General features: G+C 69.0%; 19 protein-coding genes. 11 read left to right on the top strand and 8 right to left on the bottom strand.

The window, feature by feature from the left end:
• The first annotated feature begins 142 nt into the window (after window positions 1-142).
• The 5 genes from ACQ4L4_RS28310 to mdoH all read left to right on the top strand — a co-directional run bounded on the left by ACQ4L4_RS28310 (window position 143) and on the right by mdoH (window position 7,573).
• Window positions 143-1,591 (top strand): ATP-binding protein, encoded by a 1,449-nt coding sequence (locus ACQ4L4_RS28310; RefSeq protein WP_431102086.1) that lies wholly within the window; start codon window positions 143-145, stop codon window positions 1,589-1,591.
• On the top strand, window positions 1,549-2,190 hold the full coding sequence (locus ACQ4L4_RS28305; protein ID WP_431102085.1) for a hypothetical protein: 642 nt from the start codon (window positions 1,549-1,551) through the stop codon (window positions 2,188-2,190). Before ACQ4L4_RS28310 ends, ACQ4L4_RS28305 begins: the two co-directional genes overlap by 43 nt.
• A 79-nt stretch (window positions 2,191-2,269) precedes the next feature.
• Entirely contained in the window at window positions 2,270-3,631 is a 1,362-nt protein-coding gene (locus tag ACQ4L4_RS28300) for a sigma 54-interacting transcriptional regulator (RefSeq protein WP_431102084.1), read from the top strand.
• 244 nt (window positions 3,632-3,875) lie between these two features.
• The gene (locus ACQ4L4_RS28295; RefSeq protein ID WP_431102083.1) at window positions 3,876-5,384 is read left to right on the top strand and encodes a glucan biosynthesis protein G; all 1,509 of its coding nucleotides are present in this window, start codon (window positions 3,876-3,878) and stop codon (window positions 5,382-5,384) included.
• A gap of 11 nt (window positions 5,385-5,395) precedes the next feature.
• Window positions 5,396-7,573 carry a glucans biosynthesis glucosyltransferase MdoH gene (mdoH, locus tag ACQ4L4_RS28290; protein WP_431102082.1) on the top strand — a complete coding sequence of 726 codons (2,178 nt, stop codon included), beginning with the start codon at window positions 5,396-5,398 and terminating at the stop codon, window positions 7,571-7,573.
• Between the two features lie 317 nt (window positions 7,574-7,890).
• Here mdoH and ACQ4L4_RS28285 read toward each other — a convergent pair whose 3' ends face one another.
• The 6 genes from ACQ4L4_RS28285 to ACQ4L4_RS28260 form a co-directional block, all read right to left on the bottom strand.
• Window positions 7,891-8,295, bottom strand: a complete 405-nt coding sequence (locus ACQ4L4_RS28285) for a GFA family protein (RefSeq protein ID WP_431102080.1) — start codon at window positions 8,293-8,295, stop codon at window positions 7,891-7,893.
• Window positions 8,296-8,462: 167 nt separating this feature from the next.
• Complete coding sequence (locus ACQ4L4_RS28280; RefSeq protein ID WP_431102078.1) at window positions 8,463-9,359, bottom strand: urease accessory protein UreD; 897 nt, start codon at window positions 9,357-9,359, stop codon at window positions 8,463-8,465.
• 28 nt (window positions 9,360-9,387) lie between these two features.
• Window positions 9,388-10,986 carry an ABC transporter substrate-binding protein gene (locus ACQ4L4_RS28275; RefSeq protein WP_431102077.1) on the bottom strand — a complete coding sequence of 533 codons (1,599 nt, stop codon included), beginning with the start codon at window positions 10,984-10,986 and terminating at the stop codon, window positions 9,388-9,390.
• Between the two features lie 183 nt (window positions 10,987-11,169).
• Window positions 11,170-12,087 (bottom strand): SDH family Clp fold serine proteinase, encoded by a 918-nt coding sequence (locus tag ACQ4L4_RS28270; RefSeq protein ID WP_431102076.1) that lies wholly within the window; start codon window positions 12,085-12,087, stop codon window positions 11,170-11,172.
• A 189-nt stretch (window positions 12,088-12,276) separates the two neighbouring features.
• Entirely contained in the window at window positions 12,277-13,548 is a 1,272-nt protein-coding gene (locus ACQ4L4_RS28265) for an HD-GYP domain-containing protein (protein ID WP_431102075.1), read from the bottom strand.
• A 144-nt stretch (window positions 13,549-13,692) separates the two neighbouring features.
• The gene (locus tag ACQ4L4_RS28260; protein WP_431102074.1) at window positions 13,693-14,415 is read right to left on the bottom strand and encodes a c-type cytochrome; all 723 of its coding nucleotides are present in this window, start codon (window positions 14,413-14,415) and stop codon (window positions 13,693-13,695) included.
• Window positions 14,416-14,502: 87 nt separating this feature from the next.
• On the opposite strand from ACQ4L4_RS28260, the gene ACQ4L4_RS28255 reads away from it, so the two are divergent.
• The 4 genes from ACQ4L4_RS28255 (at window position 14,503) to ACQ4L4_RS28240 (ending at window position 18,583) form a co-directional block, all read left to right on the top strand.
• Window positions 14,503-15,345: an AAA family ATPase gene (locus ACQ4L4_RS28255; RefSeq protein ID WP_088406056.1), complete on the top strand. Its 843-nt coding sequence runs from the start codon at window positions 14,503-14,505 to the stop codon at window positions 15,343-15,345.
• 112 nt (window positions 15,346-15,457) lie between these two features.
• Complete coding sequence (locus ACQ4L4_RS28250) at window positions 15,458-15,682, top strand: hypothetical protein (RefSeq protein ID WP_431102073.1); 225 nt, start codon at window positions 15,458-15,460, stop codon at window positions 15,680-15,682.
• A 73-nt stretch (window positions 15,683-15,755) separates the two neighbouring features.
• The gene (locus ACQ4L4_RS28245) at window positions 15,756-16,364 is read left to right on the top strand and encodes a GNAT family N-acetyltransferase (protein ID WP_431102072.1); all 609 of its coding nucleotides are present in this window, start codon (window positions 15,756-15,758) and stop codon (window positions 16,362-16,364) included.
• Window positions 16,364-18,583 carry a prolyl oligopeptidase family serine peptidase gene (locus tag ACQ4L4_RS28240; RefSeq protein ID WP_431102071.1) on the top strand — a complete coding sequence of 740 codons (2,220 nt, stop codon included), beginning with the start codon at window positions 16,364-16,366 and terminating at the stop codon, window positions 18,581-18,583. Before ACQ4L4_RS28245 ends, ACQ4L4_RS28240 begins: the two co-directional genes overlap by 1 nt.
• Here ACQ4L4_RS28240 and ACQ4L4_RS28235 read toward each other — a convergent pair.
• Window positions 18,492-19,241, bottom strand: coding sequence for an MHFG family PEP-CTERM protein (locus tag ACQ4L4_RS28235; RefSeq protein ID WP_431102070.1), 750 nt, complete (start codon window positions 19,239-19,241; stop codon window positions 18,492-18,494). The two genes, ACQ4L4_RS28240 and ACQ4L4_RS28235, sit on opposite strands and share 92 nt — an antisense overlap.
• A gap of 482 nt (window positions 19,242-19,723) precedes the next feature.
• Window positions 19,724-21,016 (bottom strand): EAL domain-containing protein, encoded by a 1,293-nt coding sequence (locus ACQ4L4_RS28230; protein WP_431102069.1) that lies wholly within the window; start codon window positions 21,014-21,016, stop codon window positions 19,724-19,726.
• A gap of 131 nt (window positions 21,017-21,147) precedes the next feature.
• Here ACQ4L4_RS28230 and ACQ4L4_RS28225 point away from each other — a divergent pair, with 131 nt between their 5' ends.
• Together ACQ4L4_RS28225 and ACQ4L4_RS28220 are read left to right on the top strand one after the other, a co-directional pair.
• Complete coding sequence (locus tag ACQ4L4_RS28225; protein ID WP_431102068.1) at window positions 21,148-22,341, top strand: vWA domain-containing protein; 1,194 nt, start codon at window positions 21,148-21,150, stop codon at window positions 22,339-22,341.
• A 59-nt stretch (window positions 22,342-22,400) separates the two neighbouring features.
• Window positions 22,401-24,308: an autotransporter assembly complex protein TamA gene (locus tag ACQ4L4_RS28220; RefSeq protein ID WP_431102067.1), complete on the top strand. Its 1,908-nt coding sequence runs from the start codon at window positions 22,401-22,403 to the stop codon at window positions 24,306-24,308.
• Window positions 24,309-24,311 lie beyond the last annotated feature (3 nt).

Here is a 24,311-nt window from a genome sequence, read left to right as displayed (position 1 = left end):
CGCAGGAAATCTGAACGGCGCTTCAGTGACAACCCCCGTCGTCCGGTTGTCGTGTTCGCCGACGGTTGCCGACGGCGAACCCGCGCATCCGCAAACCGGACCTCAGACCGGGCCTCAGACCGGCCCACTACACTGCCGCCCGATGCTCAACCGCATTTCCTTCCGCCAGATGCTGCTGATCGGCTTCCTGTCGATCGCCGGCCTGCTCGCCGCCGCGTCGCTGGGCGGCCTGCTGACGCTCGAGCGGCTGACCGTGCAGAGCCGCGAGGCCGTCGTGCGCGCCGCGCGCATGAGCAGCGAGGTGCAGCAGCTCGGCGACCGCGGCGTCAGCATGGAACGCGCCGCGCGGCAGTACGCCGTCCTGGAGGACCACGTGCTGCGCCAGCGCTTCGAGGAGGACGCCGACGACGCCGAGCGGCTGCTCGGCCTGCTGCGCGCGCAAGGCCTGACCCCCGCGCCGCTGGACGCCTGGAAGACCAAGCTCGACGAGATCCGCGCGCTGATGGACACGCCCCGCGGCGCCAATCCGCGCAAGCGCGAGACCGACCTGATGACGCGCTTCCGCGAGCTCGGCGGCCAGACCGGCGGCCTGGCCGAGGACGTCCGCAAGCACGCCGAGACCAGCAACCGCGTGCTCCAGGACAAGCTCGAGAACGGCCGCGTGCTGCTCGGCCAGCAGGTGCTGGGCGCGATCGGCGTCGCGGCGCTGCTGTCGCTGGTGTTCGGGATCTTCCTGACCCGTCCGCTGCGCCACCTCGCCCGCGCCATCAAGGGCCTGGGCGAGAACCGCCTGGACGACCGCATCGAGATCCGCGGCCCCGCCGACCTGCGCGTGATCGGCCAGCGCCTGGACTGGCTGCGGCTGCGGCTGGCGGAACTCGATGCCGACAAGGCGCGTTTCCTGCGGCACGTCTCGCACGAGCTCAAGACCCCGCTGGCCGCGCTGCGCGAAGGCACGGCGCTGCTGGAGGACGAGGTCGCCGGACCGCTCAACGACAAGCAGAAGGAAGTGACCCGCATCCTGCGCGACAACACCGCCGTGCTGCAGCGCCAGATCGAGGACCTGCTGCGCTTCAACGCCGCCGCCTTCGAGGCGCGCGACCTCAAGCCGCAGCGCACCGAGCTCATGTCCCTGATCCAGGGCACGATCGACCACCAGCGGCTGCAATGGCAGGCACGCGGATTGCATCTCTCGCTCAACGGCGGACCGTTGGAGGCGGACGTCGACCCGGCCAAGATCGCGGCCGCCGTCGGCAACCTCCTCTCCAATGCGATACGCTTCGCCCCGCCCGGCGGCCACGTCGACATCGACCTCGCGCGCCAGGGCGGCCAGCTCACCATCGACCTGCGGGACGACGGACCGGGCGTCGCGCCGGCGGACCAGGCCCGGATCTTCGAGCCCTTCTACCGCGGCGAACGCCAGCCCGACGACGCCCTGAAGGGCACGGGCATCGGCCTGTCCATCGTCACCGAATACATCGCCGCCCACGGTGGTCACATCGACCTGCTGCCCGCCGACCAGGGCGCCCATTTCAGAATCACGCTGCCATGCGCCCACACGCCCCGGTTCCTCAAGTCCACCAACGCCTGACGGCCCGCGCCGCGCCGGCCGGCCCGCGCGGGTCCGCGCCCGTCGCCGTCCGCCTTGCCGCCTGCTTCGCCGTGGGCCTGTCGACGATCGTGGCCGCCGGCTGCGCGCAGCAGCCGCCCCGGACCATCGTCAAGGAAGTGCGCGTGCAGGTGCCGGTGCAGGTGCCCGTCGTCGCGCCCACGGACAACGCGGCGCGCATCGTGCTCAACCTCAACGACCGGCTGCGCCAGATGAGCCCGCTCGAGCTCGCGCAGGAAGTCGCCCCGCGCGACGACGGCGCGCTGCCGCCCGGCAACGCCGTGCAGCTCGCGCTCGCGCTGATGTTCAGCCATGCCAACGGCGAGACCTTCCGCGCCCAGACGCTGCTCGACCAGGTCTTGCGCGACGCGCGTCCCGAGGCCGACGAATGGCGCCCGATGGCGCAGTTCCTCGTCGACCGCGTCGCCGAGCAGCGCCGCATGGAAGGCGAACTCGACAAGACCCGCCTGGCCCGCGACGACCTGCAGCGCCGCCTCGACGAGGCGAACCGCAAGCTCGAGGCGCTGAAGGCCATCGAACGCAGCCTCGGCGGGCCGCGCTCGGCGTTGGACAAGCCATGAGCGCCGCGCAGGGCCGTCCCAGGCAGGCTCGCCTCCCCTCGGTGGACCGGCCGCGGCGTGCCGCGGACGAGGGGCACCCATGAGCGGCGGCGCGCGCCTGCTGATCGTCGACGACGACGCCGACCTGCTCAAGCTGCTGTCGATGCGGCTGGAGGCCGCCGGCTACGACGTCACCGCCGTCGGCAGCGCCGAGGCCGCGCTCGCGCAACTGGACGTGCAGCGGCCCGCGCTGGTGCTCAGCGACGTGCAGCTGCCCGGCATGGACGGCCTGGCGCTGTTCAACACGATCCGCGAACGCCACCCCGCCCTGCCCGTCATCCTGCTGACCGCGCACGGCACCATCCCCGACGCCGTCGCCGCGACCGCGCAGGGCGTCTACACCTACCTGACCAAGCCCTTCGACGGCCGCGCGCTGCTCGACACCATCGCGCAAGCCCTGACCCTCACCGCCGTCCACCAGGACGACAGCCCCGACCAGGCCTGGCGCGAGTCCATCGTCAGCCGCTCCAACGTGATGGCCGAGGTGCTGGCCGAGGCCCGCCTGGTCTCGGCCTCGCAGGCGCCGATCTTGATCCGCGGCGAGAGCGGCAGCGGCAAGGAGCTGCTCGCCCGCGCGATCCACGCGGCCAGCCCGCGCGCGAAGCGGCCCTTCGTCGCCGTCAACTGCGGCGCGATCCCGGAGCCGCTGCTGGAGTCCGAGCTCTTCGGCCACGTGAAGGGCGCCTTCACCGGCGCGCTCGCGAACCACCGCGGCCTGTTCCAGGCCGCCGACGGCGGCACGCTGCTGCTCGACGAGATCGGCGACATGCCGCTGCCGCTGCAGGTCAAGCTGCTGCGCGTGCTGCAGGAACACCAGGTGCGCCCGGTCGGCGCCAGCGCCTCGGTGCCGATCGACGTGCGCATCCTGTCCGCGACCCACCGCGACCTCGAGGCCGCGCTGGCCGAGGGCCAGTTCCGCGAGGACCTCTACTACCGCCTCAACGTCGTCAGCCTGACGCTGCCCACACTGGACGAACGCCGCGAGGACATCCCGCTGCTGGCGCAGCACTTCCTGCAGAAGCTCGCGGCCAAGTACGACAAGCGCGTCAACGGCTTCGCCCCCGACGCGCTGAAGGCGCTGACGATGGCCACCTGGCCGGGCAACGTGCGCCAGCTCCACAACGTCGTGGAGCAGGTCAGCGCGCTGGCCACGTCGCCGCTGATCCCGCTCTCGCTGGTGCAGCGCGCGCTGCGCCTGCCCAGCATTGAAGTACTTCCTTACGCCGAGGCGCGACAGCGCTTCGAACGCGAGTACCTGATGGGCCTGCTCAAGCTCACCGACGGCAATGTCGCCGATGCTGCGCGGCTCGCCGACCGCAACCGGACCGAGTTCTACCGCTTGCTGCAGCGCAACGGACTGGAGCCGTCGATGTTCCGCGCCGACGGGCCTGTCGCCGATTAGCGACAAGAAAATCCCTTTCAAATCAACGACTTGGAAGAAGAGGCGGCAATCCCGTCGCCTCACGGCGACAGAAATTCCCGTGTGCGGCACCGCACCAACGACGCAAGTCGTTGATTCATAACGGAATTCCCATGTGGCACAGGCCTTGCAGTAGGTCTGTCACATGAGAAATATTCACTCCCCCTCCTCTCGGGTCCTCATCCAGGCGGCCAGTGCCCGCCTCCAGGCCGACCAGCGTCGGTGGATGGGGTCGGTTCTCGGTCTCGCGGTCGGCGCGGCGCTGCTGGCGGCCTCCGTCGCGGCGCACGCCTTCGGCTTCGACGAGGTGGCCGAGCGCGCCAAGGCGCTCGCCGCCAAGCCCTACGTCGCGCCGCCGGATTCGCTGCCGGTCGAGTTGAAGAAGCTCAACTACGACCAGATGCGCGACATCCGTTTCAAGCCGGCGCGCGCGCTGTGGCGCGAGGAGAAGCTGCCCTTCGAGCTGATGTTCTTCCACCTGGGCCACTACCAGACCCAGGCCGTGCGCATCAACGAGATCGTCGGCGGCCAGGCAAGACCTGTCCCCTTCAAGCGCGAGGACTTCGACTACGGCAAGAACAGCCAGCTGTCGCCGCAGAAGTGGGGCGACGTCGGTTACGCCGGCTTCCGCGCGCATTACGCGCTCAACAACGACAAGTACAAGGACGAGCTGGCCGTCTTCCTGGGCGCGAGCTACTTCCGCGTGCTCGGCGCCAACCAGCATTACGGCCTGTCGGCGCGCGGCCTGGCCATCGACACCGTCGGCGGCAAGGGCGAGGAATTCCCGCGCTTCAGCGAGTTCTGGATCGAGCGCCCCACGGCCCACGCGAAGACGCTGACCGTGCATGCGCTGATGGACTCGCAGCGCGCCAGCGGCGCCTACACCTTCGTGATCAAGCCGGGCGCCGAGACGGTCGTCGAGACGCGCGCGCGGCTGTTCCTGCGCTCGCCCGTCGCGACGCTGGCGCTGGCGCCGCTGACCAGCATGTACCTGTTCGGCGAGAACCAGCCGCAGAAGGGCGACTTCCGGCCCGAGGTCCACGACAGCGACGGCCTGATGGTCGCCAGCGCGAGCGGCGAATGGATCTGGCGTCCGCTGATCAACCCGAACGGCACGCTGACGACCTCGTTCACGCTGCCCGGCGTGAAGGGCTTCGGCCTGATGCAGCGCGACCGCAAGTTCTCCAACTACGAGGACACCGAAGCCCGCTACGAGATGCGCCCCTCCGCCTGGGTCGAGCCGACCAGCGACTGGGGTCCGGGCCGCGTGGAGCTGATGTCCCTGCACACCCCCGACGAGACCCACGACAACATCGTCGCCTACTGGGTGCCGGCGAAGCAGCCGGCCCCGGGCCAGCCGCTGGACTACTCGTACCGCCTGCACCTGCAGGGCGAGCAGCAGCAACGCCCGCCCGGCGCCTGGGCCGTGCAGACGCGCACCGGCTACAGCTACGCCAAGCTGGACAAGAACGAGCAGCAGTTCATCGTCGACTTCGAAGGCCCGTCGCTCGCCGCGCTGCCCGCCGGCGCCGAGGTCAAGGCCATCGCGAGCACGAACGGCAACGGCGAGGTCACCGAGGTCAACGCCTATCCGAACCCGGTCACCGGCGGCTGGCGCATGGCCGTCCGCATCAAGCAGCTCCGCCCCGGTCAGTCGACCGAGCTGCGCGGCTTCCTCCAGACAAAGCAACAGGTCCTCACCGAGACCTGGAGCCTGATTCTTCCTCCCCAGTGAAGGAGCACGACATGACCGCATCCCTGCCCACCGGCACCCTGCATCAGGCGGCTTCCGCGCCGGGTCCCGTCGGACCGAGCGCCCCGGCGATCAAGCGCGGCGCGATGGTGCCCCGCGCCTGGGGCCAGCGCACGCCGCCGGTCGAGTCGCTGCCCGCGGCCCAGCCTCCCGAGGCCTGGGAGACCGCCGCGAAGAACCGCCGCAACGCGCTGAAGCTGTCGATCCTCGGCGCTACCGCGCTGGCGACCAGCGTGCTCTGGCGCACGCACAACGGCTGGGCCTCCGATCCGTGGGCCTTCGCGCTGCAATGCGTGCACCTGGCGCTGTTCGCGCTGCTGTTCGCCTGGGTCAGCGCCGGCTGCGTCACCGCGGTGATGGGCTTCTGGGTCATGCTGCGCGGTGACCGGCACGCCATCAGCATCAAGGACGCCGGCAATGACGCGCTCGGCGCCGACGCGCGCACCGCGCTCATCATGCCGATCTGCAACGAGGACGTGACCACCGTCTTCGCCGGCCTGCGCGCCAGCTGCGAGTCGCTCGCGGCGGCGGGCGCGCTGCGCCTGTTCGACGTCTACATCCTGTCCGACAGCAGCGACCCCGAGCGCCGCACGCAGGAGCTGGCCGCCTGGGCCGAGCTGCGCGCGCAGTTCGCCGGCCGCGGCCGCATCCATTACCGCTGGCGCCAGCGCCGGGTGAAGAAGAAGGCCGGCAACGTCGCCGACTTCTGCCGCCGCTGGGGCCGCAACTACCGCTACATGGTGGTGCTGGACGCCGACAGCGTGATGAGCGGCGACTGCCTGCTGGGCCTGGTCCGTCTGATGGAGAAGCATCCGCGCGCCGGCATCCTGCAGGCCGCCAACCAGGTCTGCGGTCACGACACGCCGCATGCCCGCGCGCAGCAGTTCGCGAGCCGCGTGACGGGTCGCCTGTTCGCCGCCGGCATGCAGTTCTGGCAGCTGGGCGAGGCCCACTACTGGGGTCACAACGCGATCATCCGCGTCGAGCCCTTCATGAAGCATTGCGCCCTGGCCCCGCTGCGCGGCAAGGACATCATGTCCCACGACTTCGTCGAGGCCGCGCTGATGCGCCGCGCCGGCTACCAGGTGTGGCTGGTGGCGGACCTGCCGGGCAGCTATGAGCAACAGCCGCCGCACCTGCTGGCCGAGCTGCAGCGCGACCGCCGCTGGTGCCAGGGCAACATCCAGAACGCCGGCCTGATCGCCGAGCCCGGCCTGCACGGCGTGCATCGCGCGATGCTGGTCACCGGCGCGCTGTCCTACCTGGCCGCGCCGCTGTGGCTGCTGTACGTGGGCCTGGGCGTGCTGCTCTGGAACGTCGGCGGCAGCGAGGCCTTCCAGCCCTTCCTGGAAGACGGCTCGCTGGCCCCGGGCGTGGCCGCGCTGTGGTTCGGCACGATCGGCATGCTGGTCCTGCCGCGTCTGCTGTCGGTGGCCGCGCTGATCCTGCGCGGCGAGCAGTCGCAATACGGCGGCTCGGTGAAGCTGGTGGCCTCCTGCGCCACCGAGGCCGGCATGTCGCTGCTGCAGGCGCCGCTGCGGATGGTCGCCCACTCGATCTTCTGCGTGGTCGCGCTGACGGGCATCTCGCTGGACTGGAAGTCCCCGCCGCGGGCCGCCGAGGACGTGTCCTGGCGCGAGGCCTTCGCCGCCTATGGCCGAATCAGCGCGGTGACGCTGGTTCTCACGGCACTGATCGGCGCGCTGAGCCCGTCGACGCTGGTCTGGATCGCGCCGATCGCCCTGCCGCTGCTGCTGGCCGCGCCGATCACGGTGCTGTCGAGCCGCTCCCGTCTGGGCGAACGCATGCGCCGCGCCGGCCTGCTGGTGATCCCGGAGGAAAGCCGCACGCCGACGGTGCTGCGCAATGCCTGGGCCTATGGTCGCCAGGAGCGTCATCTCCCCGGCTTCGCCGACCTGCTGGCGAGCCGCCGCCTGACCGCGCTGGCGGCCGAGGCGATGGGTCGCCGCGACGTCGGCCAGGGCACGCGCGCCAAGGTGCGTGGGCATCGCATCAGCGAACTGACGGCGCAACCGGGCGCGCTCGACACGATGTCGAATGCCGATCGCATGCGCTTCCTGAGCGAGCCGGGTCACCTGCTGCGCCTGGCGCAGCCGCTGCGCCCCTCGACGTTCACCGAGGTCCGCCCGGACCTGCGACTGGCGGCCTGATCAGAGAAACGCTCCATCGGCCCGGGCACCCGTCGACGAGTCATGGCGGAGGCGCGGCGCCCGGGACCGGTGGTTGCGTTGCGCGTGCGGGAGGCCAAGCGCGGGCACTCCACGGTGCAGGGGGCATCCCTCCGGGAACCCCCAGCACCATTCCGGCCCCAGCAGCGCTCGCGGTGTGCCCGTTCGTGGGGTGCCACGGAATCGCAGTCAGCGAGATCCCGTGGGGCCGGAATGATGCGGGAGGTTCGCGGACGCGAGGCCTCCTGCATCGTGGAGTGCCCGCGCTCAACATCCCGCAGTGATTCGCGGATCACCCGCTACATCGGATCCTTGTCATAGGTTCTGACCTCCTCGGGCAATCGGACCCAGCCGTGCATGCGGCAGGTGTAGACCGAGTCCTGCGGAGGCGGGAACGTCGGATCGGCGAAGGCGCCGACGGCGACGCCGACCGAGCCCTCGACGCCCTCTTCCGTGTGGAAGACGTTGCTGCCGCAGACCGGGCAGAAGTGGAAGCGGAAACGGGCGCCCTGGTCCCCGGCGCGCACGAACTCGGTGGCGATGCCGACGACCTCGTAAGGCTCGGCAAAAGCCGCCAGCGTCGCGAAGACACTGCCCGTGCGACGCTGGCACGCCAGGCAATGGCAGAGGCCGGTTCCCAACGGCTCTCCCTGCACCACGATCTTCAATTGGCCGCAACTGCACGAAGCGGTACGTGAAGCCATGCGATCACCTCCCTGGAGACCGTCTGTGGAACGGCCATGCTAAGCGCTGCCTTAGTGTGCTGGCTACAACTCTGAGACATCGTTGCCACAACGACATGAACGGCGTCCCCAGAGTGGGGGATGCGCGCGGGCCGGAAGATTGCCCTGGCATCGCCCCGATGCGGGGCCTACATCGCCCAGAGGCGGGGCGATGTGCCGTCCAGGCCCCACAAGACCTGACGCCAGGCGGCCCAGCAGCGGCGCAGCAGCAGCGACACCGGCTCGACGACCGGTCCCAGCGCCCGCACCACCAGCACGCCGTCCTGCGCCGCCGTGGCGCCGGTGGTGAGGCGCAGCGGATCGGCCTCGATCAGCGCGCGGACGGCGTCCAGCGCCTGCTCGCGACGTTCGCGTCCGATCGCGCTGCCGGCGGCGAACACCAGGGTGCCCAGGCAGTGGTGGCCGGCCAGTCCGAGGTCACCGTCCATCAGCAAGGCGTCGTCCGCATCGAGCAGGCCGCGTTCGAGCCAGACGCCCGGGATCTCCAGATGCTGCTGGAAACGTCCTGACGCATACGGCTGCCCCGCGCCGGGCAGGCCGAGCGCGGTGATGTCCCAAGCGAGCAGTTCCGCCGTCGGCGCGAGCGTGAAGCGGGCCTCGTTGAGCGCCTCGCAGCCGGGATAAGCGATCGCTTCGAGGGGCAGCCATTCGAGCCGCGCGTGATCGCCCAGTTGCGCCCGCACGCGCTGCGTCGCGAGCGCGCCCGACGGGCTGCGATAGAAGCGCGTCGCGCCCGGCGTGGTCACCAGCGCGTGCGCGCCCTCTCCCACCGTCACGGCAATGTCCAAGGTATCCCCGCCGACCAGACCGCTGGGCGGATGCACCAGCACGCTGTGGCAGATCCCGTCGCCTTCCGGATAAAGGCTCTTCAGCAGGCGCAGCGGCCCCTCATGCTCATGGCTGACGACGCAGCGGCCGCGCTCGACGCGGTAGTCGGCGCGCAGGCGGGCCAGCCACTGCTTGGCGGCCGGGTCGTTGGAGGAGGTGGAAGCGGAGGAAGGCGAGGACTCGGGAGGCGCGGTCATGGGCGCGGATGTTAGGGGCATCCGCCCCTCATTTCGGCAGCGTGACCCAGGCGTAGTCCAGCCAGTTGTCGGCGCGGTGCACGGCCTTCACGCCCTGGCGCACCGCCCATGGCGCGGCCTGCCGATGCAGGGGCAGGACGTGGATCTGCTCGCGATACTCCTGCAGCGCGGCCCGGATCAGCTGCTCGCGCTTGACGGGATCGGCCTCGGTCGAGGACGCGCCCGCGAGTTGATCGAACTTCGGATTCCTCGACCGGCCGTAGTTGTAGTAGCCGGCGCCGGAAGGCTTGTCGTCGCTGCGGTAGACCGGCGTCAGGATGGTCTCCGCGTCGGTGATCGCGCCGCCCCAGCCCATCAGGTAGAGGCTGGTCTCGTAGCGCTCCAGCTTGGGGAAGTACAGGACGCGCGGCATCGCGTTGACCTTCACCTTCACCTTGATCTGCGCCCACATCGACGCCAGGGCGAGGCAGATGGCCTCGTCGTTGACGTAGCGGTTGTTGGGGCAGTCCAGCGTCACCTCGAAGCCGTCCGCATGACCGGCGTCGGCCATGGCCTTGCGCGCGGCGGCGAGGTCGAACGGCAGGCGCGTCTCCAGCGCCGGATCGCCGAAGGCACCGAGCGGTGACGGCGTCAGCCCGCCCGTGGGCTGCGACAGCCCGTTCATCAGCCGCTTGTGGATGGCGTCGATGTCGATGGCCTGGTACATCGCGCGGCGCACGCGCAGGTCCTGGAACGGGTTCTTGCCGTTGGGCGAGCGGCCGTACACCAGCGTGTCGCGCGCCTGGTCCATGCCGATGAAGATCAGGCGGTTCTCCAGCCCCTCGATCACCTGCACGCCGGGGGTCGCGCGCAGCCGCGACACGTCGCGCGGCGCCGGATCGAGCAGCAGGTCGATCTCCCCCGACACCAGCGCGGCGAGCCGCGTCGCGTCGTTCGAGATCGGCGTGAACTGCACCTCCTGCACGTTGCCCTCGAAGCGGCCCCACCAGTTGGGGTTGCGCTTGTAGACGGTGCGGATGCCGGGCTGGCGGCGGACCAGCATGAAGGGGCCGGTGCCGTTCGTGTTGAAGCTGGCGAAGCTCTCCTCGTTGTCCTTGAAGCTGAGCGGCTTCGTCACCTTGTGCTGTTCGCTCCAGGACTTGCTCATGATGAAGAGCAGGTCCAGGTGCTGCAGGAAGATCGGGTTGAAGCGCGGCTGGGTGATCTCGACGGTGAGCTCGTCGATCTTGCGCGCGGTGCCGACCGCGTTGGCGTAGACGGCGACCTGCGAGGTCGGCGCCTTGGCGCGCTGCAGCGAGAAGACGACGTCGTCGGCGGTGAATGCCGAGCCGTCGTGGAACCTGACGTTGGGACGCAGCTTGAAACGCCAGACGAGCGGGCCGACCTGCGTCCACTCGGAGGCAAGACCCGGCACGATGTTGAGCTGGCGGTCGCGGGCGGTGAGGCGCTCGTAGACCTGCGAGTTCATGCCGTTGGTCAGGCTCTCGTTCTGCGAGTGTGGGTCCATCGTCTGGGCGTCGCCTTGGCTGGCCCAGCGCAGCGTCTGCGCGTGGGCCGCCGGCGCGCCGCCGACGGCTCCCCCGACCACGCCGGCGCACAGCGCCAGCAGCATGAGCAGTCGTGTCATCCCGCGCTCCCCGACGTCGTGTGATGTCGGGGAGTGTAGGGAGCACGGGCTCAGCGGGAGGTCGGGGTCTTTCCGGACGGGTCAGGGATTGCCCGCGAGCCCACAGCCCCCGGGCTCGCCTCAGGCCTACGGTTGAGGTCAAGCACGCTGGCGTAGCGCTTTACGACGGCCAGGACGATAAGCCTACGCCGTTCCCGAATTCGGATGTGAACTGGAATTTGGTGCATGCAACTTCTCCGTATGAATGAAGGGAAAGGACTGAATGTTGACGAGAGGGGCCCCTGCTTGCGACCACACGTCGAGCTGCTGTCGGCACCACTGAGCGACCTGTGCAACCGCCCCACAGGGGGATCGGACATCACGGAAGAGAAGTTGCGCTTCCTTGCGATCAATCACGAAGGCATGGGACGGATAGCCGTGCACCAGGTCAGAAACTCCGGACATGGTGATGTTCCGCCCCTTGAGCGCCAATCGCTCGCCGTAGGCGACGGCAATCCCAGTGGCGCGGGACATGGCGGTGAGCATCACGGGATCAATCTGCTGGGCGATAGGATGGAAGGCATCTCCGACCAGTCCTGCAGCCGCCATCGCGGCCACATCCGAGGACATTCCGTATTCCGTCATTTCACGCATCAGGTCTGCGAAGCTCAGCAGTTGGTGAGCCCACAGCATGCCCATCGTGTCGCTGACTTCCAGTGCGGAACCCTGGCGAGCGATCTCATTGACCCGCCGCACCTGCATGTCCAACGGACCTAGTTCGCCACGATCGTCCATGTGCAGCACTGACGCGCCGAGCACAACCAGTGTTCCTGCACTCTTGCAGTAGCGCGAAATCAGCGCCTCGACCCGGTCGTAGTGAAATCCCAGCGCCCGCGCGATACGGAATGCTGCGTGCGGATCGCCGCCAGGCGTTTCCAGAACGACGAGTACCTCGTCGTTCGTTCGTCGTTCTTCGAGCAGCGTGCTCAACTGCTCGTAGCCTTCCATCGTGATCGGTCCCGCATAGGTCACCACGTCGAACGGTGGTGCCAGCGGACCGGATTTCAACGAACTTGCCGGCGCCTCGTCAGCCGGGCTCGCCTCTTTCAACAGGACTGCCATCAGATGCCCTCCAGCGCCATTCATCAGCGCGAGGTCTGCATCTTCGAGCGGACGCGTCAGGCGAACCATTGCCTGAACTAGGAGACTTTCACCTCAAAGATTGAGGAGCGCCACCGCTCTGAGTCAGCGGCAGCCACCAAGACTTGCTGTCATCGCGTGGATCGTCTCTCCCGAGACGATCCCCCGGCCTCACTTCGCCGGCGCCTGCCAGAGCTCGTCGAGCCGCTGGAAGCCCCAGGTGGCCGGATCCTCGCGGCCGACGATGCGGTCCGACGCGTGGTTCGCCGACAGGTCCAGCACCTGCGTCGGGATCGGCATCTGCGACTTCGTCGAATAGAACACCCGCACCCGCGGCGCCGTCAGCGCCGTGGCGTTCTGCTCCAGCACCACCCCCAGGCGGCCCGACTGCAGCTTCACCAGCGTCCCCACCGGATAGATGCCCACGCACTTCACGAAGGCCTGGAACACCCGCGGATCGAAATGCCCCGTCCACTGCGCCATCCGCGCCAGCGACGACGCCGGATCCCACGCGTTCTTGTAGGGCCGGTTCGAGGTGATCGCGTCGTACACGTCGCACACCGCGCCCATGCGCGACAGCAGGCTGATCTGCTCGCCCGCCAGCTTGCCGGGGTAGCCCGTGCCGTCCATCTTCTCGTGATGCCTCAGCGCCACGTCCAGCGCCGCCTCGGGCACCGACGTGCCCTCCTTGAGCATCTCGAAGCCGCGCGTCGGGTGGTCGCGCATGATCGCGAACTCGGCGTCGGTCAGCGCGCCCGGCTTGTTCAGCACGTTCAGCGGCATCATCATCTTGCCGACGTCGTGCAGCAGACCGGCGAGGCCGGCCTCGCGCGTCTGCGGCTCGTCCAGGCCCATCTGCCGCGCCAGCGACACCATCAGCGCGCACACCGCCACCGAGTGCATGTAGGTGTAGTCGTCCTTGGTCTTCAACCTCGCCAGGCTGATCAGCGCCGACGGATTGCGGACCACCGAGCTCGCGACCTCCTCCACCAGGGGCAGGCATTGCTCGGCGTCGATCGCCTTGCCCAGCCGGGCCTCGCCGAACAGCGTCATCACCGCGCGCTTGGAGCGCTGCATCACCTGCGTGGCGCGCTCGAGCTCCTCGCCCATCGACGCGGGCGCGGTGCCCAATTCAAGTCGGGGCGCCGCGGCAATGACGGCGGGGGCGGCGGGAGGCTCCGGTGCCGCAGGTGCCGCGGACGGGGCGGGCGCGGCAGCGGGCGGAGCCAGGACCGCCTTCGGCGCCTCGGGGGCGTCGACGTCCAGGCCCTTGGACGCGTCGATCCAGCAGAACGGCACGCCGCTGGCCTTCAGCGCCTTCAGATCCTCGGGATCGGTGAGGACGAATTTCGTCTTCCAGAAAGGGTGCGACAGCCACGACCCTTCCATCCCTTGCAGATACATGCCCAGCTTCACCTGGGCGGTGGGGACCTTCTTCAGCATGACTGGCGTTTTCGTCCAGGGCAACACAGTATGGCGCCCTCCCCGGCGCACGCACAGTCAGTACAGGCAATAAAAAACCGCCCTGGCGGGCGGTTGGCTACTGCTCTTCGCTTGCACCGAGGCTGGCTCACAGCCTGCCACGGATCAACGGAACCGCGATTGCGGGACTGTACGGAGTTCGGATGGCAAGCCTGCCAAATATTGCGACAGAAGCTTCAGTTCGGCGTGACTGAATTGCTTCACCTGGCCCGCCATCACCGCATTGGTGCGCCCGTGATAGGGCTTGCCCTCGATCTGGTAGGACTTCAGCGCCACGTAGAGGTAGTCGGCGTGCTGGCCGGCGATCTTGGGGTAGCTGCCGTCGATCGGCTTGCTGAAGTTGGCGCCATGACAGCTCGCGCACGCGCCCTTGTCCAGCAGCTTCTTGACGTCGGCCGGCGCCTCGACCGTCGCGGGCACCGCGTCGACCTTGGCCAGGCCGGCGTAGTACTCGGAGATCTCGGTGATGTCCCGGTCGCCCAGCGGCAGCGCGATGCCGCGCATGGTCGGGTGCTTGCGGTCGCCCTTGGCGTATGCCGTCAACGCGCTGGCAATGTACTTGGCGTTCTGGCCCGCGATCATCGGGACCTTGTGCACTTCGGGGAAGGTGGCCTGATAGCCGGGGATGCCATGGCAGCCGATGCACATGGCCACCTTGGCCTGCACCGGGGCCTGGGGGCCAGGTGTTGCCGCGGACGTCGCGGCAGGGGTGGTCGTCGACGGCGCTTGTCCCGGCGCGGGCGACGAAGGAGCGTTGGACTGAGCGGCTACAACAAACGCACTTCCGGCCAGCATCAACGCGAGGGAGATCTGCAGTTGTCTTCTCATGGTCCCGATCTTCTAGGATTTGGGGCGGCGCGATTATAGGGGGGGCCCTATATACTGGTTTTCACCCCTGCGCTAGAGAAGCCCCTCATGAAATTCCAAGGTTCCCAGGACTACGTCGCCACGCCCGACCTGATGCTGGCGGTCAACGCGGCCATCACGCTGACGCGGCCGCTGCTGGTCAAGGGCGAACCGGGCACCGGCAAGACGCTGCTGGCCGAGGAAGTCGCCAAGGCCCTGGGGCTGCCGCTGCTGCAGTGGCACGTGAAGAGCACGACCAAGGCGCAGCAGGGCCTGTACGAGTACGACGCGGTCAGCCGGCTGCGCGACAGCCAGCTCGGCGACGACAAGGTGCGCGACATCGCCAACTACATCGTCAAGGGCACGCTGTGGGAGGCTTTCGCGTCGGACACGCCGGTGGCGCTGCTGATCGACGAGATCGACAAGGCCGACATCGAGTTCCCCAACGACCTGCTGCGCGAGCTCGACCGCATGGAGTTCTACGTCTACGAGACCCGCGAGTGGGTCCGGGCGAAACACCGGCCGCTGGTGTTCATCACCTCCAACAACGAGAAGGAGCTGCCGGACGCCTTCCTGCGCCGCTGCTTCTTCCACTACATCAAGTTCCCCGAGGCCGACACGATGCAGGCCATCGTCGACGTCCACTTCCCCGGGCTGAAGAAGGACCTGCTGGCCGCCGCGCTGAAGACCTTCTACGACGTGCGCAAGCTGCCGGGGCTGAAGAAGAAGCCCTCCACGTCGGAACTGATCGACTGGCTCAAGCTGCTGCTGGCGGAGGACATCCCGCTGGAGGCGCTGCAGACGCAGGACGACAAGGTCGCGATCCCGCCGCTGGTGGGCGCGCTGCTGAAGAACGAGCAGGACCTGACGCTGTTCGAGAAGCTCGTCTACATGCAGAGCCGCAATCGCTGAGCAAGACCAGCTGAGCAAGACCAGCTGAGCAAGACCAGCTGAACAAGACCAGTTGAGCAGAATCCGCCGAAGCCCCCGCCCGGAACAAGAACGGAACAAGGATGAGACAGGCATGAGCCAAGACTTCAACGCCGCCTGGCGTGCCGCGCTGGCCGACGCGCTCGGATTCGTCGGCGGCGGCGTGATCGGCCTGCTGGTCGGCCGCTCGCTGGGATGGGAATTCATCGGCGAGCCCGGCTGGGGGCCGACGCAGATCCTGGGCCTGCTGACCATCCTCGTCGGCATGGGCGGCTGCCGCTGGCTGCTGCGCCGGCTGCTGCTCGGCAACAAGGGCTGAGGTCCGCCCTGCCTTCGCCCTGCCCGCGCCCTTCCCTTCTCCTCGCACCGCCGGCCGAGGGTCGGCTCGACTCATGAGCGCACCCACCCCCTTCACCACGCCGGTCACGCTGACCGGCCCGCATGCGCGGCTCGAGCCGCTGTCCAAGGATCACCGCGAGGCGCTGGTCGACGCGGTCGCCGACGGCGAGCTCTGGAAGCTCTGGTACACCACCGTGCCCGCGCCCGACCGCATGGGCGCGGAGATCGACCGGCGCCTGGGACTGCGCGAGGCGGGCTCGATGAACCCGTTCACCGTGTTCGATGCCGACGGCCGCGTCGCCGGCATGACGACCTACATGAACATCGACGCGCCCAACCGCCGCGTCGAGATCGGCTCCACCTGGACCCGCGCCTCCAGCCAGCGCAGCGGCTTGAACACGCAGTGCAAGCTGCTGCTGCTGCGGCACGCCTTCGAGACGCTGGGCTGCATCGCGGTGGAGTTCCGCACCAACCGCCTCAACACGCAGAGCCGGCGCGCGATCGAGCGCCTGGGCGCGCAGCTCGACGGCGTCCTGCGCTCGCACGTGATCATGCCCAGCGGCCTGCCGCGCGACACCGCCGTCTACAGCATCACCGCGGCCGAATGGCCGACCATCCAGACCCACCTGCAGTGGCTACTCGACAAACCCCGGAGCGCCTGATGCCCGCCGTGAAGAAGACTCCCGCGAAGACTCCTGCCAAGACGCCCGCGACGGAGCCCGCGATCCGGAAGCCCGCCGCCACGAAGAGCGTGTCGAAAAAGCACGCTTCCGCGCTGAAGACCTTCGACGTCGACGCGCTGTGGGCGCTGGCGCGCATCGGGGCGCCGAGCCTGTCGCCGGACGGCGCGCAGGCCGTCGTGCCGGTGACGCGCTACGACATGGAGAAGAACAAGGGGGCGACCTCGCTGTGGCTGCTCTCGACGCTGGGCGGCGAGCCGCGCGTGCTGACTTCCGCCGGCGAGAAGGACGGCCAGCCGCGCTGGAGCCCGACCGGCGAGTCCGTCGCCTTCATCGCGCGCCGCGAACAGGAAGGCGACAAGGACGACGCACCGCAGCTCTACGTGATCCCGCCCGACGGCGGCGAGGCCCGCCGCGTGACGAAGCTGCCTTTCGGCGTCGAGTCCTTCAAGTGGTTCCCCGACGGCAGGCGCCTGGCCTTCGTGTCCTGGGTCGATCCGGGCCTGAAGGGACAGGCCGCGCAGGCCGAGCGCCGCAAGGTCGAGAAGGACCGCAAGGAATCGGCCTACGTGACCGAGGAAGGGTTCTACCGCTTCTGGGACCACTCGCTGCCGATGAACCGCGTGCCGCATCTGCACGTGATCGACCTGGCCAGCGGCGAGGTCCGCGACCTGTTCGAGGGCACCGACTTCGAACTCAGCCGCGCCGAGCCCGATGCCGACACCTTCGACATCTCGCCGGACGGCCGCCGCATCGTGTTCAGCTTCGACCCGAACACGCCCAAGACGCTGGAGCACCGCAACGCGCTGGCCGAGATCGACGTCCGCTCGGGCCGCGCGCAGGTGCTGCTGCACGAGCCGGGCTGGGACCTGGTCGCGCCGGTCTACAGCCACGCGGGCCAGCACATCGCCTTTATCGCCACCCACCAGGGCCTGAAGCACACGATGCCGCAGCAGTTGGCGGTGCTCGACACGCACGGCAACTGGGCCGTGCTGTCGGAAGAATGGGACCAGGAAGTCGCCGCCCCGCTGCGCTGGGACGAGGACGACCTCGGCGTGCTCTTCTGCGCCGAGGACCAGGGCAGACGCCATCTCTACCGCTTCGACGTGAAGACGCTGCACGCGTTCCCGCTGTGCGAGGGCGGCCATGTCGGCGCGTTCGCGCTGGAGGCCGGCACGCTGGTCGTCCTGCACGACAGCGCCTCCTTCCCGCCGCAGGTCTCCGTCGTCGATCGCGAAGGCGACGCCGAGGAGCAGGTGCTGCACCGCATCGAGTCCTTCAACGACGAGGCGCTCGCCTCATTGCGCTTCGGTGAGGTCGAGGAACTCTGGTACGAAGGCGCGCTGGGCGAGCTCGTCCAGATGTGGCTCTACCACCCGCCCGGCTTCGACCCGAAGCAGAAGACCAAGGTGCCGCTGATGCAGCTGATCCACGGCGGTCCGCACACCGCCATGGGCGACAGCTGGCACTGGCGCTGGAACCACCAGGCGATGGCGTCGCAGGGCTACGTCGTCGCCTGTGTGAACTACCACGGCTCGTCGAGCTTCGGCAACCGCTTCGCCGACTCGATCACCGGGCGCTGGGGCGAGCTGGAACTGCAGGACGTGGAAATCGCGACCGACCTGCTGCTCAAGCAGCCGTGGGCCGATCCGAAGCGGGTCTTCGCCACGGGCGGCAGCTACGGCGGCTACATGGTCGCGTGGATGAACGGCCACGTGCCGGCGGGCCGCTACCAGGCCTACGTCTGCCACGCGGGCTGCTTCGACTGGACGGCGATGTTCGCGAACGACGCCTACCTGTGGCACGCCAAGGAGCTGGGCACGGCCTACTGGAAGGATCCGGCCAAGGTCGCCGCGCAAAGCCCGATCGGCTACGCGCAGCACTTCAACACGCCGACGCTGGTCATCCACGGCCAGCTCGACTACCGCGTCCCCGATGCCCAGGGCCTGGCCTACTACAACACGCTGAAGGCGCAGGGCATCGACGCCCGGCTCGTCTGGTTCCCCGACGAGAACCATTGGGTCATGAAGCCGCGCAACTCCAGGCTCTGGTACGGCGAGTTCTTCGACTGGCTCAAGCGCCACGACACGACCGGCACGAAGACGGGCATCAAGGCCGGCGCGAAGGCGGGGGCGAAAGCAAGAGCGGGCGCGAAGGCGAAAGCGGGCGCAAGGAGCGGCTCGAAGAAGCAGCGCGCCTGAGGAGCAGCACCAGCAACGCGAGGCCCGCCGCGGCCATCGCGAGCGTCGAGGGCTCCGGCACCGCCGGCGGCGGCGGTTGCTCGGTACGCGGTGGCAGCACGAACAGCGGCGGCGTCGGCACGGAGAACGGCGGCGGTCCCGCGGGCGGTGGACCGATCGACACGCGCGGCGGACTCGAGAACGAACCCGGCGGCGTCTCCGGCACGCCGGTCAAGGGCGTCGGCGGCAATGTCGACAAGGGCGGCGTGTCCGCCGGCACCGGTGTCGGTGCACCGGCGCCAGGCGGATCGAAGAGCAGTTCGCCTTCGCCGGGTGGCGTGGCGCCGCCGCCTCCGCCGCCGCCCGGCACGCGGGCGATGCGGCTCACGTTGCGGCACACGGTGGGCACCATCACGCAGGCCGTGCCTTCGCAATAGACCAGCGCACGCTCGCGCTGATCGTCGGACCAGCGATCGCGCGTGACGCTCGCACAGACGCGTCCCTGGCCGAAATGCATGTCGCGGATCTGCGGCTCGTAGCCCGCGTTCCCCTCGATGCGATCGCGCGAGATCTCGACGACGTCGTCGTATTCGTGCGCCCGCATCCGCGTCTTGAGGCGCTCACGCACCGCCGGCGCCAGATCGGTGTAGCGGTCGACGGCCGCGGGCACGTCGCCCATGAAGCTGTCGTGGCCCGGACGGTCCCATGAACAGGCGGCAGGCGCGGCAGCCCGCGCCGGCACATGGGCGAGGAACGCCCCAGCCGCAAAGGCGGCAAACAGGTACTGCAGTCGTGACATGGGAGGGCGACGGCCCTGTGGGACCTCGGCAAAGTTGAACGCGAGCTTCCTTTGGCAAGACCGGGACCCGGGGACAGGTGTTGCGCAAGGCGTACTGCGTATCGCCGAGAGCGTCGCGCGACTGCGGGTGGCGCGACTGGGTGTGCGCGACTGGGTGTGGCGCGACTGCGTGTGGCTCGACTGCGTGTGGCTCGACTGCGTGTGGCTCGACTGCGTGTGGCTCGACTGGGTGTCGCGCTACTGCGTGTCGCCAAGCGCGGGCACTCCACGGCGCAGGGGGCATCCCTCCGGGAACCCCCAGCACCATTCCGGCCCCAGCATCGCTCGTTGACTGCGGGCCTGGGCGTGCGAGGTGCTGGCTGCTATACCTCGTCCCAGTCGAGGTCGCCGCAGAGGACGCGCAAGCGGCCATCCTGCCAATAGGCGACGGATACGGTCACGCACATCCTGGCGCCATGCAGGCTCAGGTAGGGGCGCGTGGTCTGGATCTCGCCGACCGTCTCGACCGCGCGGCGGAAGTAGGGCCGGCGCGCCCAGCGGGCATCGCCCGCACGCTCCATCGGGAGGAAACGCGGATCGATCTCCGCCGGGCCCGAGGCAGGCACCGCGCGCGCGCCGATCTCGCGGCCGTCGTCGTCCAGCAGGTAGCACATCTGCGCCCCCTCCAGCTTGAGGAAGGGCTGGCTGGCCTCGGCCAGCGGACGCCCCTGCTGCACCGTCTGCAGCGCCAGCGCCAGCGCCGTGCGGAACGGCGTCAGCCGGTCCAGGTGATCACGCCGCAGTTGCGCCTGCCGCTCGTTGAACAGCCGCCAGACATCCTCCAGCGCGGACACGCCCTCGCCGTCGCGCAGGAACGGCGCCGGATGGCCGAAGGCGAAGCCCTGCACCAGGTCCACGTCCGCATCCATCGCGAGCTGCGCATCCTCGACGGTCTCGATGCCCTCCAGCAGCACCAGCGAACCGCACTCGTGCAGCAGCGCCACCATCTGCGAGAGAACCCTCGCCATGCGCCGCGAGCCGCGCGAACGCATCAGCAGCGACCGGTCCAGCTTGACGATCTCCGGCCGGATCCGCCAGATGCGATCGAAGTTCGAGTGCCCCACGCCGAAGTCGTCCAGCGCCAGCAGGCAGCCGGTGGCGCGCGCGGCCTCGACCGCCTCCTCGAAGCTGTCGTCGCGCGCCATCACGTCCTCGGTGACCTCGAAGACCAGGCGGTGCGTCGGCAGGCCCAGCTGATGCACGACCTCGACCGCGCGCGCCAGCATGCGCACCTGCAGCGCCGCATGCATGAAGACGGCCGGATGAATGTTCAGGAACAGCCAGCAGTCCGGCTGCCGCTGCGCGACGAAGTTGTGCACGTGCAGCAGCCGGCACAGGCGGTCGAGCCAGATCTGCTGCTCGAAGCTGCCGACGCCCTCGAAGGCGGTGACCGGGGTGATGGGACGGCCGCGCTCGTCCTCGACGCGGATCAGGCCCTCGTAGCCGACCGGCCGGCGGTGCGGATAGCTGTAGACCGGCTGGAACGCGCTGGTCAGCCGGTAGTTCTGGAAGCTGCCGACCCAACGGCCGCGCTCCTCGCCGACGGCGCCGTACAGCGCCTGCAGCATGCCTTCGACCTCGGCGTTGTCGTCGCCGCTGCCTGTCCCGTGATCCATTCGCCCGACCCCAACGTTGGAGGCTGCGCGGTTCCGCGACCGCGGAGCCGTGTTTGACGCCGATGCTACGCCTGGGACCCGCCGGCCGGCATGGATAATGCCCTGATGCCCCGGAGTCCAGGGGGAGGCCCATGCTGATCCAGTTCTTCTACACGCTGCGCGCCGCCAAGCTGCCCGTCTCCGTCAAGGAGTACCTGACCCTGCTCGAAGCGATGAAGGCCGGCGTGCTCGACGACACCGACATCGGCGGCAGCGGCCCCACGGTGGACAAGTTCTACGCGCTCGCCCGGACCTCGCTGGTCAAGGACGAGGCGCTGTTCGACAAGTTCGACCGCGCCTTCGCCGCCTACTTCAAGGGCGTCGAGCTGATGGGCGACCTGTTCAAGGCCTTGCCGCAGGAATGGCTGACGAAACAGCTCGAACGCGAGCTGACGCCCGAACAGCTCGCGCAGCTGAAGGCGCTGGACTGGGACGAGCTGATGGACACGCTGCGCCAGCGGCTCGAGGAACAGCAGGAACGCCATGAAGGCGGCAGCCGCTGGATCGGCACCGGCGGCACCAGCCCCTTCGGCAACGGCGGCGCGAACCCGCGCGGCGTGCGCATCGGCGGCCCCGGCGGCCAGCGCAGCGCGGTCAAGGTCTGGGACCAGCGCGCCTACAAGGACTACGACGACAACATCGAGCTGGGCACCCGCAACATCAAGGTCGCGCTGCGACGGCTGCGCCGCTTCGCGCGCGAGGGGTCGGAGCTGGAGCTCGACCTCGACGACACCATCCACAAGACCGCCGCCAACGCCGGCATGCTCGACATCCGCATGATCCCGGAGCGTCACAACAAGGTGAAGCTGCTGCTGCTGATGGACGTCGGCGGCACGATGGATGAGCACGTGCACCGCGTCGAGGAGCTGTTCTCCGCGGTCAAGAGCGAGTTCAAGCACCTGGAGTTCTTCTACTTCCACAACTGCGTCTACGACTTCGTGTGGAAGAACAACCGGCGCCGCTTCAGCGAGAAGACCTCGACCTGGGACCTGATCCACAAGTACAACCGGGACTACAAGCTCATCTTCGTCGGCGACGCCACGATGAGCCCCTACGAGATCCTCCAGCCCGGCGGCAGCGTCGAATACAACAACGAGGAAGCCGGCGCCGAATGGCTGCAGCGGCTGACCGCCCATTTCAACAAGCACGTCTGGATCAACCCCGAACCGGCCGGGGTCTGGCAATACCGCCAGAGCATCTCGCTGATCCAGCAGTTGATGCAGCAACGCATGATGCCACTCACCATGGGCGGCCTCGAACAGGCGATGCGCGTGCTCAATCGATGACGGCGACCCTTCCGACGATTGCGGCGCCTCCGACGCTTCCGACGATTGCGACGCCTCCGGTGATTCGGTGGCTGCGGCGCGCGCTGCCGATCTTCACGATCGGCACGGCGCTCGCGCTGCTGGGCGGCTGCTCGCTGTTGCCCACCGACCGCAAGGCGCAGCTGAAGGTCGCGGCGACCGAAGAGGCCGATGCCAACAATCCCTACGTGACCAGCACGCGCAAGATCTCGGCCTACGAGCTGACCGTCGAGGCGCCGCCCGAGCTGCGCTCGCTGCTGATGGAACACCTGGACCTGGCGCGCTTCCGGGACACGCCCGAGGACATGCGCCTGACCGCGGGCGAGTTGCGCCGGCTTGCCGCCGTCGCGCCCGAGCAGGCCACCAAGCTGCTGGAGACCGCCGGCTACTTCAATGCCAAGGTCCGGACCGAGGAAGTGGGCGACCTGTCCGACGGCGTGCGCAACCTGCGGCTGATCGTCGACACCGGCCCGCGCGCGCTGGTCCGCCAGATGGACCTGCGCATCGAGGGCCCGCTGAAGACCGCCACCGAGCGCGGCGACAAGCTCGCGGTCGCCCTTGACCGCACGTTGACGCAGAGCTGGCTGCTGCCGCCGCAGACGGGCTTCAGCCAGGGCGACTGGGCGGCCGCCAAGAACGCGCTGCTGACGCGCGCGCGGGCGCAGGGCTATCCGCTGGCCCGGATGACGCACAGCGAGGCCGTCGTGCAGGCCGACGACAACCAGGTCGACATCGCCGTCACGCTGGAGAGCGGGCCGCTGTTCACGCTCGGCGAGCTGACCGTCGAGGGCCTGAACCACCAGCCCGAGGAAAGCGTGCGCCGGCTGGCCGGCTACCAGCTGCACCAGCCCTACAACGAGAAGCTGCTGCTCGACTTCCAGGAGCGTCTGGTGGGCACGCAGTTGTTCGACAGCGCCAGCGTCGAGATCCAGCCCGAGAGCGTCACCCCGGCGCCCGGCGCCGAGACCGTCGAGGTGCCGGTGACCGTGAAGATCCGCGAGGCCGCGCGCCAGCAGGTCACGCTGGGCGTCGGCTACCGGACCGTCGACGGCCCGAGCGCCAACATCGAATACACGCACCGCAAGCCCTTCGGGCTCAACATCCGCGAGCGCAGCAAGCTCGAGCTGTCGCGCGTCCGCCAGGCGCTGGACACGGAAATCAGCTCCCACCCGCAACCCAACATGCAGCGCAGCCTGGCGCTGGTGAAGGTCGAGCGCATCGACGACAACGACCAGGTCAACCTCAACCTCAGCACGCGCTTCGGTTATGCGAAGGAGACGGAGCCCGAGGACCGGCTGACCTACGTCGAGGTCATCCGGTCCTGGGAACACAAGCCGGAGGTTCCGACGACGGTGGCCGGCGCGGTGTCGCTGAACCAGCAGATGACGTGGCGGCGGCTGGACTCGCGCGTGCTGCCCACCAGGGGCTGGAGCGCCACCGCCTCGGTCGGCGGCGGCTGGGCCGACAGCTCGTCGGAGAAGAACGGCCCGTTCGCGCGGGCCACCGGCAAGGTCTACTGGTACTCGCCGCTGTCGGGGCGCTGGCTGTTCTCGACACGGCTCGAAGGCGGCCAGATCCTGGCCAAGGGCAAGCTGGGCCTGCCGGAGGCGCTGCGCTTCCGCACCGGCGGCGACGACAGCGTGCGCGGCTACGGCTACAACGACCTGGGTCCGGTGAACTCCACCGGCGCGCAGACCGGCGGCCGCGTGCTGCTCAACGGCAGCGTGGAGGTCTCGCACCCGCTCACGCCGCGCATCCCGCAGCTGATGGGCGCCGTGTTCATCGACGCCGGTCAGGCCGCGCAGAACTGGGGCGACTACCACCCCGCCTGGGCCTACGGCACCGGCCTGCGCTACCGCAGCCCGGTCGGCGTGCTGCGATTCGACTTCGCCAAGGGCAACCTGGTCGACAAGTGGCGCCTGCATTTCAGCGTCGGCATCAACCTGTAATCC

It is taken from the genome of Roseateles noduli (genome assembly GCF_050626985.1).
GTDB classification, from domain to species: Bacteria; Pseudomonadota; Gammaproteobacteria; order Burkholderiales; family Burkholderiaceae_C; genus Roseateles; species Roseateles noduli_A.
This window is presented reverse-complemented; position numbering and strand designations above follow the sequence as displayed.

Bases quoted from the DNA above. Each gene is read 5' to 3' on its own strand.
- ACQ4L4_RS28240 (WP_431102071.1), top strand. From the start codon at position 16,364: ATGCCCGCCGTGAAGAAGACTCCCGCGAAGACTCCTGCCAAGACGCCC.
- mdoH (WP_431102082.1), top strand. From the start codon at position 5,396: ATGACCGCATCCCTGCCCACCGGCACCCTGCATCAGGCGGCTTCCGCG.
- ACQ4L4_RS28225 (WP_431102068.1), top strand. From the start codon at position 21,148: ATGCTGATCCAGTTCTTCTACACGCTGCGCGCCGCCAAGCTGCCCGTC.
- ACQ4L4_RS28275 (WP_431102077.1), bottom strand. From the start codon at position 10,986: ATGACACGACTGCTCATGCTGCTGGCGCTGTGCGCCGGCGTGGTCGGG.
- ACQ4L4_RS28250 (WP_431102073.1), top strand. From the start codon at position 15,458: ATGAGCCAAGACTTCAACGCCGCCTGGCGTGCCGCGCTGGCCGACGCG.
- ACQ4L4_RS28295 (WP_431102083.1), top strand. From the start codon at position 3,876: ATGGGGTCGGTTCTCGGTCTCGCGGTCGGCGCGGCGCTGCTGGCGGCC.
- ACQ4L4_RS28230 (WP_431102069.1), bottom strand. From the start codon at position 21,016: ATGGATCACGGGACAGGCAGCGGCGACGACAACGCCGAGGTCGAAGGC.
- ACQ4L4_RS28310 (WP_431102086.1), top strand. From the start codon at position 143: ATGCTCAACCGCATTTCCTTCCGCCAGATGCTGCTGATCGGCTTCCTG.
- ACQ4L4_RS28270 (WP_431102076.1), bottom strand. From the start codon at position 12,087: ATGGCAGTCCTGTTGAAAGAGGCGAGCCCGGCTGACGAGGCGCCGGCA.
- ACQ4L4_RS28260 (WP_431102074.1), bottom strand. From the start codon at position 14,415: ATGAGAAGACAACTGCAGATCTCCCTCGCGTTGATGCTGGCCGGAAGT.
- ACQ4L4_RS28245 (WP_431102072.1), top strand. From the start codon at position 15,756: ATGAGCGCACCCACCCCCTTCACCACGCCGGTCACGCTGACCGGCCCG.
- ACQ4L4_RS28280 (WP_431102078.1), bottom strand. From the start codon at position 9,359: ATGACCGCGCCTCCCGAGTCCTCGCCTTCCTCCGCTTCCACCTCCTCC.
- ACQ4L4_RS28265 (WP_431102075.1), bottom strand. From the start codon at position 13,548: ATGCTGAAGAAGGTCCCCACCGCCCAGGTGAAGCTGGGCATGTATCTG.
- ACQ4L4_RS28235 (WP_431102070.1), bottom strand. From the start codon at position 19,241: ATGGGCGACGTGCCCGCGGCCGTCGACCGCTACACCGATCTGGCGCCG.
- ACQ4L4_RS28305 (WP_431102085.1), top strand. From the start codon at position 1,549: ATGCGCCCACACGCCCCGGTTCCTCAAGTCCACCAACGCCTGACGGCC.
- ACQ4L4_RS28285 (WP_431102080.1), bottom strand. From the start codon at position 8,295: ATGGCTTCACGTACCGCTTCGTGCAGTTGCGGCCAATTGAAGATCGTG.
- ACQ4L4_RS28300 (WP_431102084.1), top strand. From the start codon at position 2,270: ATGAGCGGCGGCGCGCGCCTGCTGATCGTCGACGACGACGCCGACCTG.
- ACQ4L4_RS28255 (WP_088406056.1), top strand. From the start codon at position 14,503: ATGAAATTCCAAGGTTCCCAGGACTACGTCGCCACGCCCGACCTGATG.